Origin of the sequence: Pantoea agglomerans (genome assembly GCF_020149765.1) — a bacterium.
GTDB classification, from domain to species: domain Bacteria; phylum Pseudomonadota; class Gammaproteobacteria; order Enterobacterales; family Enterobacteriaceae; genus Pantoea; species Pantoea alvi.
The window spans coordinates 1461663-1476742 of the sequence record NZ_CP083809.1 but is presented as its reverse complement, the minus strand read 5'-3'; the positions used below and the strand labels follow the sequence as shown (position 1 = coordinate 1476742).

At 63.9% G+C, this 15080-nt stretch carries 13 protein-coding genes; 4 read left to right on the top strand and 9 right to left on the bottom strand.

Annotated elements, in window-relative coordinates:
- Window positions 1-23: 23 nt before the first annotated feature.
- Window positions 24-1235 carry an MFS transporter gene (locus LB453_RS09580; RefSeq protein ID WP_103796819.1) on the bottom strand — a complete coding sequence of 404 codons (1212 nt, stop codon included), beginning with the start codon at window positions 1233-1235 and terminating at the stop codon, window positions 24-26.
- A gap of 201 nt (window positions 1236-1436) precedes the next feature.
- Between LB453_RS09580 and LB453_RS09575 the strand changes: the two genes are divergently transcribed.
- Both LB453_RS09575 and LB453_RS09570 read left to right on the top strand, forming a co-directional pair.
- Window positions 1437-1979 (top strand): TetR/AcrR family transcriptional regulator, encoded by a 543-nt coding sequence (locus tag LB453_RS09575; RefSeq protein WP_103796818.1) that lies wholly within the window; start codon window positions 1437-1439, stop codon window positions 1977-1979.
- A gap of 76 nt (window positions 1980-2055) precedes the next feature.
- Entirely contained in the window at window positions 2056-3252 is a 1197-nt protein-coding gene (locus LB453_RS09570; RefSeq protein WP_103796817.1) for an MFS transporter, read from the top strand.
- 80 nt (window positions 3253-3332) lie between these two features.
- Here the strand turns inward: LB453_RS09570 and LB453_RS09565 are convergent, their stop codons facing one another.
- A complete protein-coding gene (locus LB453_RS09565) occupies window positions 3333-4355 on the bottom strand; it encodes an LLM class flavin-dependent oxidoreductase (RefSeq protein WP_103796816.1) in 1023 nt (340 codons plus the stop codon).
- A gap of 210 nt (window positions 4356-4565) precedes the next feature.
- Here LB453_RS09565 and LB453_RS09560 point away from each other — a divergent pair, with 210 nt between their 5' ends.
- Together LB453_RS09560 and LB453_RS09555 are read left to right on the top strand one after the other, a co-directional pair.
- Window positions 4566-5624, top strand: coding sequence for a fatty acid desaturase (locus LB453_RS09560; protein ID WP_103796815.1), 1059 nt, complete (start codon window positions 4566-4568; stop codon window positions 5622-5624).
- On the top strand, window positions 5530-6288 hold the full coding sequence (locus tag LB453_RS09555) for a phosphate/phosphite/phosphonate ABC transporter substrate-binding protein (protein WP_103796814.1): 759 nt from the start codon (window positions 5530-5532) through the stop codon (window positions 6286-6288). Before LB453_RS09560 ends, LB453_RS09555 begins: the two co-directional genes overlap by 95 nt.
- A gap of 1 nt (window position 6289) precedes the next feature.
- On the opposite strand, the gene LB453_RS09550 is transcribed toward LB453_RS09555, so the two are convergent.
- From LB453_RS09550 to LB453_RS09520, 7 genes are all read right to left on the bottom strand, one after another.
- A complete protein-coding gene (locus LB453_RS09550; RefSeq protein WP_103796813.1) occupies window positions 6290-7624 on the bottom strand; it encodes an LLM class flavin-dependent oxidoreductase in 1335 nt (444 codons plus the stop codon).
- Window positions 7625-7635: 11 nt separating this feature from the next.
- Window positions 7636-9237, bottom strand: coding sequence for a dipeptide ABC transporter ATP-binding protein (locus tag LB453_RS09545; RefSeq protein WP_103796812.1), 1602 nt, complete (start codon window positions 9235-9237; stop codon window positions 7636-7638).
- Entirely contained in the window at window positions 9234-10067 is an 834-nt protein-coding gene (locus LB453_RS09540; RefSeq protein WP_103796811.1) for an ABC transporter permease, read from the bottom strand. The genes LB453_RS09545 and LB453_RS09540 overlap by 4 nt, the downstream gene beginning before the upstream one ends.
- Window positions 10067-11056, bottom strand: coding sequence for an ABC transporter permease (locus LB453_RS09535; protein ID WP_103796810.1), 990 nt, complete (start codon window positions 11054-11056; stop codon window positions 10067-10069). The genes LB453_RS09540 and LB453_RS09535 overlap by 1 nt, the downstream gene beginning before the upstream one ends.
- A 12-nt stretch (window positions 11057-11068) precedes the next feature.
- Window positions 11069-12682, bottom strand: coding sequence for an ABC transporter substrate-binding protein (locus tag LB453_RS09530; protein ID WP_103796809.1), 1614 nt, complete (start codon window positions 12680-12682; stop codon window positions 11069-11071).
- Between the two features lie 39 nt (window positions 12683-12721).
- A complete protein-coding gene (locus tag LB453_RS09525) occupies window positions 12722-13246 on the bottom strand; it encodes a GNAT family N-acetyltransferase (RefSeq protein WP_103796808.1) in 525 nt (174 codons plus the stop codon).
- A gap of 173 nt (window positions 13247-13419) precedes the next feature.
- The gene (locus LB453_RS09520; RefSeq protein ID WP_103796807.1) at window positions 13420-15036 is read right to left on the bottom strand and encodes an ABC transporter substrate-binding protein; all 1617 of its coding nucleotides are present in this window, start codon (window positions 15034-15036) and stop codon (window positions 13420-13422) included.
- Window positions 15037-15080: the final 44 nt, after the last annotated feature.

Sequence of the window (15080 nt, the reverse complement as noted above, 5' to 3'; positions counted from 1 at the left end):
CGAAGTTGCGGTTGTTGCCTTCGCTACTCGCGCTGCCGCAGCTTTCGTATCCCTGGCACCAGACAGGCCGCCAGCGTCGCCGCCAGCACCGCCGCCGCGCAGCTCAGCAGCACCGTCTGGTTGCCGAAGCGTATCGCCAGCGGCCCGGCGGCCAGCTCACCCAGCGGAATGGTGATAAAAGATCCCATCGCGTCGTAAGCGTACACCCGCGCCAGCCGATCGCGCGGAATATGGGTTTGCAGCGCCTGCGCCCAGATCACGCCGAACTGACCGAACCCCATCCCGGCGATACAGAACGCGATCATCAGCCAGCCGGACGGCGCACCACCTGCCAGCAGCAGCATGGGAAAGACGCAGAGCGCCACCAGCATGACGCCGGTGAACATGGCGCGCCGCGGACGCCAGCGCAGCGCGATGCCGGAGCCGATAATCAGCCCGACGCTCTGCGCCGCAATCATGACGCCCCAGCGGGCGCGGCCAAAGGTGCTGTCGGCGATAACCGGGCCAAGCACCATCACCATGCCGGTAAAGGTGGCGTTAACCACGGCGAACTGCGCTACCACCGCCCAGACCCAGCTGCGGGCGGTAAATTCCTGCCAGCCGTCGCGCAGATCCTGCCGCAGCGTCGCGGCGGATGATGTCGCCTGCGCGCCGGTGCGCACCGCGTAGTAGAGCGGCGCGGCCAGCGCGAAACCCAGCGCGTCCACCGCCAGTCCCCAGCCCGCGCCCAGCGTACTGGTAAGCATGCCGCCGAGCGACGCGCCGATAATGGTCCCCGCATAGACGCCCGACTGAATAACGGCGTTGGCCTGGCGCAGCTTTTGTGCCGGAACGGTTTGCGGCACCATTGCCGATGAGGCGGGCAGCGCGATGCCTGCAGCCGCGCCGTTAACGGCGCTCAGCAGCGCCAGGCTGGCAAGCGTTGCGGCCTGCTCAATCACCAGCCAGGCGACGCAGCTCTGGGAGAGCGCGGCGACCAGCGACGCGAGCAGCAGCACCCGATTGCGCGAATAGCGATCCGCCAGCACGCCGCCAGACAGCAGAAACAGCACGTTGCACAGCGAACGCGCGGCAACCACCACGCCGAGATCGGTGGCGGAACCGCCCATATCGAGCACCGCAAAGGCGAGCGCCACCGGCGCGACGCTGTTGCCCAGCACCGTCAGCGTACGAGCGAAAAAGAGGTGGCGAAACGGCGCGTAGTGAAAGGCGTGGCGCGGAGTGTTAATCTTCACGGCCGCGCTCCCTGCTGCCGACCCTGATGCTTAAGCTGCTGATAGTGCCTCCCTGCCGCTGGCTGCTGTCGATATCGTTCAGGGCAAAATCATAACCGCAGTGGCGCGCGCTGCCCAGCTGGATCCCGCTCGCGCCGCATGCTTTGCTGCCGCCGAGCGGTTATCCTTACCCAGTTTACGTCAGAGAAGTGAGAGCAGTAGATGGCCGTTACACGGGATATTAAAACCGACATTCTGGACGCGACGCTGACGGTGATAATTAACGAAGGCGTGCGCGGCACCACCTATCGCCGGGTGGCGGATCTGGCGGGCCTCTCGCCCGGTACCCTCACCTACCACTTTCCGCAAACCGATCTGCTGCTGATGGGCGCGTTCAGCTATATGGTTGATACCATCTCCGAGGCGTTCCGCCAGCGCATGCAGAGTGCGACCGATCGCGCGGACGCCTGCGAAGCGGTGGTGGATTTGATCTGCGGCGACGTCTGGGCCAGCCAGCGCCATCTGATCCTCAGCTTTGAGCTCTATTCGCTGGCGGCGCGCAAAGCGCCGTTTCGTCAGCTGCTACAGCTGTGGATGTCGCGCAGCCGCGCCTCGCTGCACCTCTGCTTTCCCATGGAGACCGCCTGCGCGCTGGATGCGCTGATTGAAGGTTTAACCATCCATAACCTGCTAAACGACGCGCCGATGAGCCGCGACGCCATTCTGCGCGCGGTGCAGAAAATAGCTGACCCGACCCGGCAATAAAATTTCGCCTCTCCCCTCGCGTCGCGCCATTTTTGTATTATCCTCTCGTACATCCGTACGACAAACAGGAGTCGTGATGACGCCTCAACAGCAAACCCGTGGCAAGTGGGCCATCTTCGGCCTGATGTTTATTCCCGGCTTTACCTGGGCCTCCTGGGTCAGCCGCACGCCCTTTATGCGCGATACGCTGCACGCCTCCACCGAGCTGATGGGCATGATCCTGTTTGGCTTCTCCTGCGGCTCAATGCTCGGCGTGCTGCTGGCCGGCAAGCTGATCGCCCAGCTCGGCACGCAGCGGGTGATGCGCTACGGCATGGTGCTGCTGCTGGGTGGACTGGTGCTGATGGCGCTGAGCCTGACGCTGACGAGCGCGCTGGGCGTCTTTGCCAGCCTCACGCTGCTGGGCAGCGGCACGGCGCTGATGGATGTGGTGATCAACGTCGAGGGCGCCGCGTTCGAACGGGCGCTGGGCCGATCAATCATGACCACCATCCACGGCTTTTTCAGCCTGGGCACGCTGGCGGGCGCGCTGGCAGGGCTGGCGATGACCGCAGCGGATATCAGCACCAGCCTGCACTTTGCCGCCGTGCTGCTCTGCAACGTGCTGATTATCGCCGTCGCGCTGCGCCATCTGCCGGCGACCAGCGACGGCGAACGCAGCGAGCAGGCGCACAGCGGCGGCTTTATCGCGCAGGTGCGGCATGAGCTGCGCGATCGCCAGCTGCTGATCCTCGGCGTAGTGATCCTGGCAATGGCGCTGGCGGAGGGCTCCGCCAACGACTGGCTGCCGCTGCTGATGATCGATGGCCATAACCTCAACCATACGCAGGGCACGCTGGTCTATGCCGGTTTTACCGCCGGCATGACGCTGGGCCGCTTTCTCGGCGCCTATGTGGTCGATCGCATCGGCCGCGTCTGGATGTTGCGCGCCAGCGCCTTCTCCGCCGCGCTCGGCCTGATGCTGGTGATTTTCTCGGACAATTCGTGGCTGGCCGCCGCCGCCGTGCTTTTCTGGGGCATCGGCGCGGCGCTCGGCTTTCCGCTCACGGTCTCAGCCGCAGGCGACGGCAATAACAGCGCGATTCGCGTCACTATCGCGGCGACCCTCGGCTATCTGGCTTTTCTGGTGGGACCGCCGGGGCTGGGCTTTATCGGTGAGCACGCCGGGCTGCGCATGGCGATGCTGCCGGTGCTGGCGCTGGTGGTGATAGCGCTGTTCTGCGCCGGGGCGGCGGGCAGCCGGAAGGCGCCTGAGGCGGAGCAATCCGCTTAGCGGGTTTCGCAGCCCGCCAGTAATGTCGCTCTGGGTGAAATGCAAAAAAACAACGGCGGCCGAGGCCGCCGTTTTCATGCTTAGCGCCAGCCTAACTCCGGCGCGACATATTTCAGAATCGCTTCGATAACGTGCGCGTTGTAGGCAACGCCAAGCTGGTTCGGCACCGTCAGCAGCAGCGTGTCCGCTTCGGCAATGGCCTCATCCTGCGCCAGCTGCTTGATCAGCACTTCCGGCTCCGCCGCGTAGCTGCGGCCGAAAATAGCGCGCGTTTTCTCATCGAGGAAGCCGACGGAATCCTGATCCTGGCCGCTGCGGCCAAAGTAGGCGCGGTCCATATCGTTCACCAGCGCAAAGATGCTGCGGCTGACCGACACGCGCGGCTCGCGCTTGTGCCCCGCCGCTTTCCAGGCTTCGCGGTAGGCGCGGATCTGCTTCGCCTGCTGAACGTGGAACGGCTCGCCCGTCTCATCATCTTTCAGCGTCGAGCTTTGCAGGTTCATGCCCATTTTCGCCGCCCACTCGGCGGTGGCGTTGGAGCCGGAACCCCACCAGATGCGATCGCGCAGCCCTTCTGAGAACGGCTCCAGGCGCAGCAGACCCGGCGGGTTCGGGAACATCGGCTGCGGATTGGGTTTGGCAAAACCTTCGCCGCGCAGCACCTCTAAAAAGGCTTCCGTATGACGGCGGCCCATATCGGCGTCGGTTTCGCCCTCCTGCGGCGCATAGCCGAAGTAGCGATAGCCTTCCACCACCTGCTCCGGCGAGCCGCGGCTAATGCCGAGCTGCAGACGGCCGTTGGCGATCAGGTCCGCCGCGCCGGCGTCTTCTGCCATATAGAGCGGGTTTTCGTAGCGCATATCGATAACGCCAGTGCCGATCTCAATTTTGCTGGTGCGCGCCCCGACCGCCGCCAGCAGCGGGAACGGCGAGCTGAGCTGACGCGCAAAGTGGTGCACGCGGAAGTAGGCGCCGTCCGCGCCCAGCTCTTCAGCCGCAACCGCCAGATCGATGGACTGCAGCAGCACGTCCTGCGCAGAGCGGGTGGCGGACTGTGAAGAGGGCGTCCAGTGACCAAAAGATAAGAAGCCAATGTTTTTCATAATTCAGTTCCTTTCGCGGGCCGTTTTTGCCCCTGCGTGAGAGATAAGATTCGATAAACAAAGGTTACGTCAGCCGCGTCCGCACTGATAGCCAATAGTTTTCAACCGTATCATCAAGTTTTTCGACATAAGTAAGTCGCACAGGATCTTTCTCTTTTTTAATGCCTTCGCGCATGTTGTGCTGAATTCCGTCAACTGTGGCAGGTTGCTATGACAAGAGGATCGTCCGACTGGCTTCATGCGCAGCAGCGCGCACACATCCATCAGTGGCAGAGAAGCTGGCTGTGGCGCAGCGAGCTGCCGACCTGGCTGCTGCTGATAACCATTTACGGCGGCTGGTTCGCCACGCTGACGCACTGGCGGACGCTGGGCCTCTGGCCCACCACAGGTTTGCTGATCCTCTTCACCAGCTGGTATCTGTCGCTACAGCATGAGCTGATCCACGGCCACCCGACGCGCTTTCCGCGTCTGAACCAGCTGTTCGGCACGCTGCCGCTGGCGGTGTGGTATCCCTACGGGCTTTATCGTGACTCGCATCTGGCGCACCACCGCAACCACAGCCTGACAGAGCCCGATGAGGATCCTGAAACCTGGTATCTGTCGCCCGTGCGCTGGGCGCAGCTGCGGCCCTGGCAGCGCCAGGGGATCCACCTGCGCAATACCTTTCCCGGCCGCCTGCTGGTGGGGCCGCTACTCGATATTTACGCGGCGCTTCAGTCGCTGCTGCGGGCGGTATGGCGCGCTGAGTGGCGCGCTATCGCCATGTGGGCGATCCATCTGGCGCTGCTGGCAGGCCTGTTTCTCTGGATGGCGCGCCAGGGCTTTTCGCCGCTCCTGTTTGTGCTGGCGGTAAGCTATCCCGCGCTGATGCTGACCAAAGTGCGCTCCTTCTACGAACACCGCGCCGATGCCGATCCGCTGGCGCGATCGGTCAATAACGAGGCGGGCTGGCCGTGGCGCCTGCTGTTTCTTAATCTTAACTATCACGCGGTGCATCACGACCTGCCCGGGCTGCCGTGGTATGGTCTGCGCAGGGTTTATCTGCTGTGGCGCGATGACTATTACCAGCGCAACCGGGGTTTTCGCGCGGCAGGCTACGGCGAATGGGCCAGGCGCTTCGCCACCACGCCCGTTAACGTTAACGCCCATCCGGGCAGACAACAGGATCGCCCGCATGAAACGGCTTTCGCTACCGATGTACGACATCCACCGTCCGCACACCCAGGCGCTAACGGCAACGCTGGCGCAGCTGTCAGGGGCGGATGTTGAATGGCCAGAGGATTTGCTGGCGCACTGGCGCGCCGGCGATCTGCTGCTGAGCCAGACCTGCGGCTATCCGCTGATGACGCAGCTGCCTGATGTGCAGCTGGTCGGGGCGTTTGAGCTTAGCGCGCCGGGCTGTCGCGGCGCGTGCTACCGCAGCTGGCTGGTAGCGCGCGAGGAAGATGAAAACAGCGCGCTGGCCGATTTCCGCGGCCGCCGCGCGGTGGCTAACAGCCTCGACTCCCACTCCGGCTATAACGCGCTGCGCTACCTTATCGCGCCGCTGGCGCAGAGAGGACGCTTTTTCAGCACCGCCCATTTAAGCGGCAGCCACCGCCGGTCGCTGGCGTATCTGCGCGACGGGAGAGCGGATATTGCGGCGATTGACTGTGTCACCTGGGTGCTGCTGCGGCGTTATGCCGCGCACGAGCTGGCGGGGCTGGCAATTGTCGGCGAAACGCCGCTCTGCCCCGCGCCGCCGCTGATTACGTCTGCGCAGACGGATGCCAGGACGCTGGCGACGCTGCGCCGCGTACTGGCGCAGTTTGTTAAGAAGAAAGCGGCGCGCGACAGCTTTATTACCGGCTTTACCGTGCCGGATCGCGCGGCGTATCAGCAGATAATTAGCTGGGAGGAGCAGGCCGCCGCGCTCGGCGTGACGGCCCTGTGATTCAGGCGACCTGCTGGCGGCGCCCGGCAAACTGGTTTTCCGGCTCGGCCAGCCCGAGATTTTCGCGCAGCGTCGCGCCTTCATACGCCTGACGATAGATGCCGCGCGCCTGCAACAGCGGGATCACCTGTGCGACAAAATCGTCGAACGCCGTCGGCGTGCCGCCGCGCACCACAAAACCGTCAGCCGCCCCGCTGAGGAACCACTCCGCCAGGCCGTCCGCCACCTGCTGCGCGGTGCCGAGGAAGGTCGGACGCGGTGTCGCCTCTTCCAGTGCCGCCTGGCGCAGCGTCAGGCCGCGCGCACGCGCATTGCGCTTAATGGCGTCGGTGGTGCTGCGAAAGCTATTTTCGCCAAGATCGCCAATCTCCGGGAACGGCGCGTCGACATCGTACTGGCTGAAGTCATGGTGTTCGAAGTAGCGGCCGAGATACGCCAGCGCCTTTTCGAGCGTGACCAGTTCCGCAGTCTGCTGATAGCGGCGCTCCGCGTCGGCCTGGCTGTCGCCAATAATGACGCTGATGCCCTGAAACACGCGAATATCGTCGGCGCTCCGGCCGCGCGCCACCAGCCGACGGCGCACGTCTTCGCGAAACTCGCGCGCCTGCTCCGGCGAGTTCTGTCGGGTATATATCGCGTCGGCGGCCTCAGCGGCAAAGGCTTTGCCCGCTTCCGACGCGCCCGCCTGGAACACCACCGGACGGCCCTGCGGCGAACGGCCAACGTTAAGCGGCCCCTGCACCGAGAAGTATTTGCCTTTATGGTTCAGCGTGTGCAGCTTGTCGGCGTCGAAGAACTGGCCGCTCGCCTTGTCGCGCACAAATGCGTCCGCCTCCCACGAGTCCCACAGCCCTTTCACCACGTCAAGATATTCGCTGGCGACGCGATAGCGCTCGTCATGCTCTGGATGGCTGGCGCGTGAGAAATTCTTCGCCGAGCCTTCTAGCGGCGAGGTCACCACGTTCCAGCCAGCGCGGCCGCCGCTGAGGTGATCGAGGCTGGCGAACTGGCGCGCCACGGTAAATGGCTCGCTGTAGGAGGTAGAGAGTGTCGCCACCAGCCCAATATTTTTGGTGACCAGCGACAGCGCCGACAGCAGCGTAATCGGCTCGAAGCGGTTAAGAAAATGGGGAATCGACTGCGGCGTAATGTAGAGGCCGTCAGCAACGAACAGAAAGTCGATTTTCGCCTGCTCCGCCTTGCGCGCCAGATCCAGGACGTAATCAACGTTGATGCTGGCATCGGCCACCGCGTCGGGGTGACGCCAGGCGGACATATTGCCGGATGCGCCCTGAATAATAGCGCCCAGCCGCAGCTGGCGTTGTGTCTGACTCATTGTTATCTCCTTTATGCGACGGCGGGCCGCCAGGCGGGAAGCACTGGCAAGGCCTGTAACAGTTTTTGCGTCCAGGGATGCTGCGGCGCGTCGAACACCTGACGCAGATCGCCGCTCTCGACCACCTGACCGTTTTGCATCACCAGCACGCGATCGGCGAGATGCTGGATAACGCCGAGGTCGTGAGAAATAAACAGCAGTGCGGTGCCGTGCTCGGCCTGCATATCGGCCAGCAGATCCAGCACCTGCGCCTGCACTGACACGTCGAGCGCGCTGACTGGCTCATCCGCCACCAGCAGCGCAGGATTGGGCGCAAAGGCGCGCGCGATGGCGACGCGCTGGCGCTGGCCGCCGGAGAGCTGCTGCGGATAGCGGTCGAGGAAACGGTCGCCGAGCTGCACCTCATCCAGCAGCTGACGCACGCGCTGGCGACGCGCATCGCCGAAAATGCCCGCGCTGTCGAGGCTTTCGCCAATAATCTTCTCCACGGTGTAGCGCGGATCGAAGGAGCTATACGGGTCCTGAGCAATCAGCTGCAGGCGCGCCCGTCGTGCGCGGCGCGCTTTCTCATGGAGACGATCCCAGCGACTGCCCTCCAGCAGCAGCGTGCCGCTGTCCGGCTCGGTCAGCCCCATCACCACTTTCACCAGCGAGGTTTTGCCCGAGCCAGATTCGCCCACCACGCCGAGGGTTTCGCCCGAATGCAGGCGGAAGTGAATATTGTTCAATACCTGACGATCGCCGTAGGTCTTGTTGAGACCGATCGCCTCCAGCAGCGGCGCGTTGCCGGGCTGCGGACGCGGCGGCAGCGGCGTTGGCTCGGTCGCGCTCAGGCGCAGGCCGCGCGTGGCGGGCGTCGGCACCGCGTGCAGCAGCCGCTGCGTCCAGGGATGCTGCGGCTGTGCCAGCAGCAGCTCACTGCGGCCCTGCTCCACGACTTCGCCGTCGCGCATCACCAGCACGCGATCCGCCAGCTCAGACACCACCGCCAGATCGTGGCTGATCAGCAGCAACGCGTGACCGTCGCGGCGTCGCTGCGCCAGCAGCTGCAGGATCTGCCGCTGCACCGTCATATCAAGCGCCGTGGTCGGCTCATCGGCAATCAGCAGCGCCGGGCTGGCCGCCAGCGCGGCGGCGATCAAGGCGCGCTGGCGCTGCCCGCCGGAAAGCTGGTGCGGGTAGCGCGCCAGCCGGCTTTCCGCGTCGCTAATGCCTGCGGCCTGCAACAGCCGGATACTTTGCGCCTCCAGCGCGCCGCGCTGTCCGGCGGCGCGAAGCGCATCCGCCAGCTGCTGCCCGATACGGCGCAGCGGATCGAGCGAAACCAGCGCGTCCTGTAATACGTAGCCGATGCGTCGCCCGCGCAGCGCGCGCCACGCCTCGCGCCCGGCCTGGCGCATATCGCGCCCGTCGATAACAAAGCGATCGGCGCTGAGCGTCGCCCCTTCTGGCAACAGCCCAGAGAGGCTGCGCGCCGTCAGGGTTTTGCCGGAGCCGGACTCCCCTACCAGCGCCACCGATTCGCCCGGCTGCACCTGCAGGTCGAGGTTTTTCACCACGTAGTGCGGGCCAAAACGGATCGAGAGATTCTGAATGTCGATAACCGGGTTCATGCTTCGCCTCCTTCAAAACGCGCCTGCCAGTAGCGGCCCAGCGTGTTGACGGCGATCACCGTCAGGGTGATAAACAGGCCGGGCCAAACGGCGATCCACCAGGCGTTGCGCAGATAGTTACGTCCTTCCGCCAGCATCAGCCCCCATTCCGCGGTCGGCGGCTGCGGCCCCATGCCGAGAAAGCTCAGCCCGGCGGCGCCGATAATGGCGGTGCCCAGCCCCAGCGTCGCCAGCGCAGGTACCTGCGCAATGGCGTGCGGCAGAATATGGCGCAGGATCAGCGTGGAGCGCGACAGGCCGAAGGTGCGCGCCTGCTCAACGTAGCCGGAGGTCATCACGCGCCAGGTTTGCGCGCGCACCACGCGGGCAAAGCGCGGCACCGACGCCACCCCGAGCGCGATAATCAAATTGCTGGTGCCTGGCCCGGTAAAGGCGATCAGCATCAGCGCCAGCAGCAGATCGGGAAAGGCGGAGATCACGTCTACCGCGCGGCTCAGCAGCTCGTCGACGATGCCGCGGGCGAGCGCGGCGGCCAGCCCCAGCAGCGTGCCGAACAGCACCGCCAGCGCCATCGCCGCCACGCTGATCAGCAGCGAATAGCGGCTGCCGTAGATCACTCGCGTCAGCAGGTCGCGTCCAAGCTGATCGGTCCCAAGCCAGTGCTGTGCAGACGGCGGTAGCTGAGCGTTGAGCGGGTCGGCCAGCAGCGGATCGCTGTGCGCCAGCCACTGCGGGGCGACCACCGCCAGTAGCAGCAGAAACAGAAAGCCGATCGCTGCCCATACCGCGGCGGGCAGCGCAAAGGAAACGCGTTGCAGAATGGCTTGCATTATTGGTTCTCCCCACGCAGGCGCGGATCGATCCACAGCGCCAGAATGTCCACCAGCGTGCTCATCACCACGTAGATCAACGCCGATAAAATGGCGACCGCCAGCACCACCGGCAGATCTTTCGCCAGCACCGCGTCGACCGTCAGCTTGCCAAGTCCGGGCCGGCCAAACACCTGCTCAGTGATCACCGCACCGCTCAGCAGGCCGCCCACCAGCCAGCCGGTCAGGGTGACGGCGGGCAAGGCGGCATGGCGCAGCGCGTGGCGCAAACGAATAGTGGTTTCGCCGATGCCCCAGGCGCGCAGCGTCAGGGTAAAGGGAGCATCCAGCGCGCGCTCCAGCTCGCGCCGCAGCAGCTGGGCCACCACCGCGCCCTGCGCCAGTCCCAGCGCCAGCGCAGGCAGCACCAGCGCCGAGAGCGTGCGGTCGCCCGCCACCGGGAACCAGCGCAGCGTAAAGCTGAAAACAAACAGCAGCACGATGCCCATCCAGAACGACGGCGTCGAAGCCAGCAGCAGCTCCACCGCGTTGGCCGCGCGGCGGCCCCAGCGGCGATGCGCGGTGCTGACCGCCACCGCCACGGCGAAGAGAATGCTCACCAGCAGCGCCGCCAGCGTCAGCTTGATGGTGGGCCACAGCTGCGTTGCCAGCAGATGGCTCACCTCGGTATTAAGGATGTAGGAGCGCCCGAAATCGCCGTGCAGCACGCGCCATAAATAGTGCAGATATTGCAGCCACAAAGGTTCGTTCAGCCCCCATTCGGCGCGGATCGCCGCCTCAATGGCCGCCGTGCGCACCTGTTCGCCAATCAGCAGGCTCACAATGTCGCCCGGCGCCAGATGCACGCCGAGAAACGCCAGCGTAACGGCCGCCCACAGCACCAGCACGCCGCCAGACAGCCGCCCGGCAATGCGCCGCGCCAGCGCATTGCGCCAGAATGAGGGCGTCGGCTTACGCGGCGCGCGGGTTGCGATGCTCTCCAGACTCATCCTCGCCTCCTGTTAGTGTTCGCTAAGCCAGACGTCGTAAACGCTTTCCGGCATCTGTTTGTAGCTGCGGAAGCCGTAGCCGTGCACGTAGCTGGCCGTGGCAAGCTGGTCTTCCGGCTCGTAGAGCGGCAGCGCCAGCGCAAGCTCGGTCAGCGCCCGCGTTTGCAGATCGCTATAGGCCTGACGGCGCTGGGCGATATCCAGCGTGCCGGCGGCCTTATCGAGCAGCGCGTTGATCTGCGCATCGTTAACGCGGCTGTAGTTGATAGCGCCGCCCTGTTTGATCGGCCGGTAGTGGTTTTCTATATCGACGCCGTCGGTAGGCGTATTGGAGTTGGCGATGGTGCCGAACTTGCTGCTGGCGCGCACCTCGGTGTAGGTGCCGGAATCGACATAGTTGAGTTTCAGGTCGACGCCGAGCCGCTGGCGCGCCTGCGCCTGAATCGCCTGCAGCAGCACGTCGCGCTGGTCGCGCACCGTTGCCTGCGCCTGGATCAGCTCGATGCGCAGCCGCTGGCCCGCTTTGGTGCGGAATCCTTCGCTGTCGCGCGCGCTCCAGCCCGCCTCATCCAGCAGCCTGTTGGCGGCGTCTGGCTGATTGCCATATTTGCCCTCCAGCGCCTTGTCATACAGCGGATCGACCGGCGAGGTGATGCCCCACGCGCGGGTGCGTTCGCCGCGATAGACCGATTTCAGCAGCGGATCGATCTCCAGCCCCTGCAGCAGCGCCTGGCGCACGCGCACATCCTGCGTCGGGCCATAGTCGACGTTAAGGAACAGCGAATATGGCGTGCCGGTATTGAGCGCGTGCTGGTAGGTGAAGTCGCCGTTGTCTTTAAATTCGCCCGCGTCGTTGCCGGAGATGCCTTCGATGGCGTCCACCTGGCCGGAGAGCAGCGCGCCGGTGCGCACCGAAGATTCCGGCAGGAACCGGTAGGTGACGCGCTCAAGATAGGCCGGTCCCTGGTGCTTCGCCGTGGCGGGCGCCCAGCGGTAGTTCGGGTTTCGCACGAAGGTGACCTGCTGCCCCTTCTCGTAGCTGTCAAGAATAAACGGCCCGGTGCCTGCAATCTCTTTGCCGCCCGACTTGAGCTGCGTCGACTGCCAGCTGGCGGGCGCAAGGATCTGCAGCCCGGCGGCGAACGACAGGAACGGCGAATAGGTGGCGTTGAGATTAATCACCACAGTGGTATCGTCCGGCGTCTCAATGCTGGCGATATGGGTGCCCATCAGACACAGGCTGGTGCCCGCGCAATATCGGGCATCCTGGGTATGGCGGAAATTCTCCGCTACCGCCTGGGCGTTCAGCTTTTCGCCGTTGGAGAAGGTGACGTCGTGGCGCAGCGTAAAGCGCAGCGTTTTGCCGTCCGGGCTGATCTGATAGCTCTCCGCCAGCCAGGGCACAAAGCTGCCGTCGGGGCGGCGCGCCAGCAGCGATTCCCAGAAATTACGCAGGGTGATCTCTGCTTTGTCCTGGCCGTTGAGCTGCGGGTTAAAGGTGGTAGGTTCGGTCTCGACGCCAACCGTCAAACTGCCGCCGCTGTGCGGCGCGTCAGCGGCCAGCAGAGGTGATGCGCTTCCCAACAGAGAGGTGAAACCCAGCGCCAGGGTAAAAATCTTTTTCATATTGTCCTTATTAAATGCAGGTGCGTTTTATTATAAAAATCAGGCCGAGCGAGCAATTTCGGTGGCGACTTCAGGCTGAAATTCCTTTTTCAGAAACACCAGCGCTTCACCCAGCGGATTAGTGCGATGATAAAAAGGCTGATAGCCGCGGCGCTGATATAATTCACTCAGCCACGGATGTTTGACTGCGGTGGCCAGATAAACGCCCGGCGCTTTTAACGTCTCTTTTAATAAATGATCCTCCGCCCAGCTGATTATTTCACGGCCATAGCCCTGGCCTTTAAAATCGGGATCGACGGCGAACCAGTGAATAAACGGCAGCTGCGACGGCGCGTTCGCCTCCTGAGTCCAGGGAAAGCGCACCGTCACCGTGGCAACCGCCCGCTGCCACTTGCGCAACACCAGCACGGTTTCGCGCTCGATGGTCTGACGCACCTGGCTCACGTTGCCCTGCGTAATGGTGAAATGGATATCCTGCTCCAGCAGCGAGGCATAGGCGCGCTGCAGCAGGGCGAAGATCTCTTCTGCATCGTCGGATTTTGCCACCTGAACGGACTGACTCATATTTTCGCTCTCTCGATTAATTACCGGGAAATTATTAAAATCCGGCGCGAAGAATGTAAACCGACAATAATGACAATCGTTTTGTTGAATATGGGAATCCGCCCCGGCATGGCGCGGGAATAATTGCGCCAGGCGCATATTGAAATAACAACTTTATCTAAGCCTGGCGTGAATTAACGATCGCTTAGCCAGACCTCATAGGCGTTTTCCGGCATCTGCTTAAAGCTGCGGAAGCCATAGCCGTGGACATAGCGCGCGGCGGCGATCTGATCTTCCGGCTGATAGAGCGGCACCGCCAGCGCCAGCTGGCGCAGCGCGCGGTTTTGCAGTTCGCTGTAAGCCTGACGGCGCTGCGCGACGTCCAGCGTGCTGGCGGCTTTATCCAGCAGCGCGTTGATCTGCGCATCATTGACCCGGCTGTAGTTGATCGCCCCGCCCTGGCTGATGGGCCGGTAGTGATTTTCAATATCGATACCGTCGGTTTCGGTATTGGAGTTGGCAATCGCGCCGAACCTGCCGCTGTTGCGCACCTCGGCATAGGTGCCGGAATCGACGTAGCGCAGCCTGAAATCAACGCCAAGCCGCTGCCGCGCCTGCGCCTGAATCGCCTGCAGCAGCACGTCGCGCTGGTCGCGCACCGTCGCCTGCGCCTGGATGACCTCAATGCTCAGCCGCTGGCCCGCTTTACTGCGAAAACCTTCGCTGTCGCGCGTGGCCCAGCCCGCCTCGTCCAGCAGCCGGTTAGCGGCCTCCGGCTGGTTGCCATATTTGCCCTCCAGCGCCTTGTCGTAGAGCGGTTCAACCGGCGAGGTAATGCCCCAGCCGCGCGTGCGTTCGCCGCGATAGACCGATTTCAGCAGCGGATCGATATCAAGCCCGCTGACGATCGCCTGACGCACGCGGACATCCTGCGTCGGGCCATAGTCGACGTTGAGATAGAGCGAGTACGGCGTACCGGTATTGAGCGCATGCTGAAAGGTGAAGTCGCCGTTGTCTTTAAATTCGCCCGCGTCGTTGCCGGAGATGCCCTCAATGGCGTCGAGCTGGCCGGAGAGCAGCGCGCCGGTGCGCACCGAGGATTCCGGCAAAAAGCGATAGGTGACGCGATCGAGATACGCCGGCCCCTGATGTTTTGCCGTGGCGGGCGCCCAGCGATAGTGCGGGTTGCGCACGAAGGTCACCTGCTGGCCTTTCTCATAGCTGTCGAGAATAAAGGGGCCGGTGCCGGCTATCTCCTTGCCGCCTGACTTGAGCTGCGCCGACCGCCAGCTGGCGGGCGCGAGGATCTCCAGCGCGGCGGCGAACGAGAGAAACGGCGTGTAGCCCTGCTTCAGGGTGATCACCACCGTAAAGTCGTCTGGCGTTTCGATGCTGCTGATGCGCGCCCCCATCATGCACAGGCTGGTTCCCGCGCAATATCGCGCATCCTGGGTATGGCGGAAATTCTCCGCCACCGCCTGCGCATCCAGCTTTTCGCCGTTGGAAAAGAGCACGTCGCGGCGCAGCGTAAAGCGATACTGGCTGCCGTCCGGGCTGGCCTGATAGCTCTGCGCCAGCCAGGGAACGAAGCTGCCGTCGGGCTGGCGCGCCAGCAGCGACTCCCAGACGTTGCGCAGCGTGACATCGGCCTTGGCCTGTCCGTTGAGCTGCGGGTTAAAGGTATTGGGTTCGGTTTCAACGCCGACGGTAAAGCTGCCGCCCGCTCGCGGCGTTTCGGCAGCGGAGACGGCGGCGACGTGGCCCAGCAGGCAGATCGCGCCCAGCGCGCGGTGCAGAGAATTGGCGTTCATAGTGTCCTTGTCCGCAAGAGTAGAAAGGTGCGCGCCAGCGACGC

What these genes read in the sequence shown, in the direction of transcription:
- LB453_RS09535 (WP_103796810.1), bottom strand. Translation starts at nt 11,056, where the DNA reads ATGAGTCTGGAGAGCATCGCAACCCGCGCGCCGCGTAAGCCGACGCCC.
- LB453_RS09575 (WP_103796818.1), top strand. Translation starts at nt 1,437, where the DNA reads ATGGCCGTTACACGGGATATTAAAACCGACATTCTGGACGCGACGCTG.
- LB453_RS09530 (WP_103796809.1), bottom strand. Translation starts at nt 12,682, where the DNA reads ATGAAAAAGATTTTTACCCTGGCGCTGGGTTTCACCTCTCTGTTGGGA.
- LB453_RS09570 (WP_103796817.1), top strand. Translation starts at nt 2,056, where the DNA reads ATGACGCCTCAACAGCAAACCCGTGGCAAGTGGGCCATCTTCGGCCTG.
- LB453_RS09520 (WP_103796807.1), bottom strand. Translation starts at nt 15,036, where the DNA reads ATGAACGCCAATTCTCTGCACCGCGCGCTGGGCGCGATCTGCCTGCTG.
- LB453_RS09555 (WP_103796814.1), top strand. Translation starts at nt 5,530, where the DNA reads ATGAAACGGCTTTCGCTACCGATGTACGACATCCACCGTCCGCACACC.
- LB453_RS09545 (WP_103796812.1), bottom strand. Translation starts at nt 9,237, where the DNA reads ATGAACCCGGTTATCGACATTCAGAATCTCTCGATCCGTTTTGGCCCG.
- LB453_RS09560 (WP_103796815.1), top strand. Translation starts at nt 4,566, where the DNA reads ATGACAAGAGGATCGTCCGACTGGCTTCATGCGCAGCAGCGCGCACAC.
- LB453_RS09525 (WP_103796808.1), bottom strand. Translation starts at nt 13,246, where the DNA reads ATGAGTCAGTCCGTTCAGGTGGCAAAATCCGACGATGCAGAAGAGATC.
- LB453_RS09540 (WP_103796811.1), bottom strand. Translation starts at nt 10,067, where the DNA reads ATGCAAGCCATTCTGCAACGCGTTTCCTTTGCGCTGCCCGCCGCGGTA.
- LB453_RS09565 (WP_103796816.1), bottom strand. Translation starts at nt 4,355, where the DNA reads ATGAAAAACATTGGCTTCTTATCTTTTGGTCACTGGACGCCCTCTTCA.
- LB453_RS09550 (WP_103796813.1), bottom strand. Translation starts at nt 7,624, where the DNA reads ATGAGTCAGACACAACGCCAGCTGCGGCTGGGCGCTATTATTCAGGGC.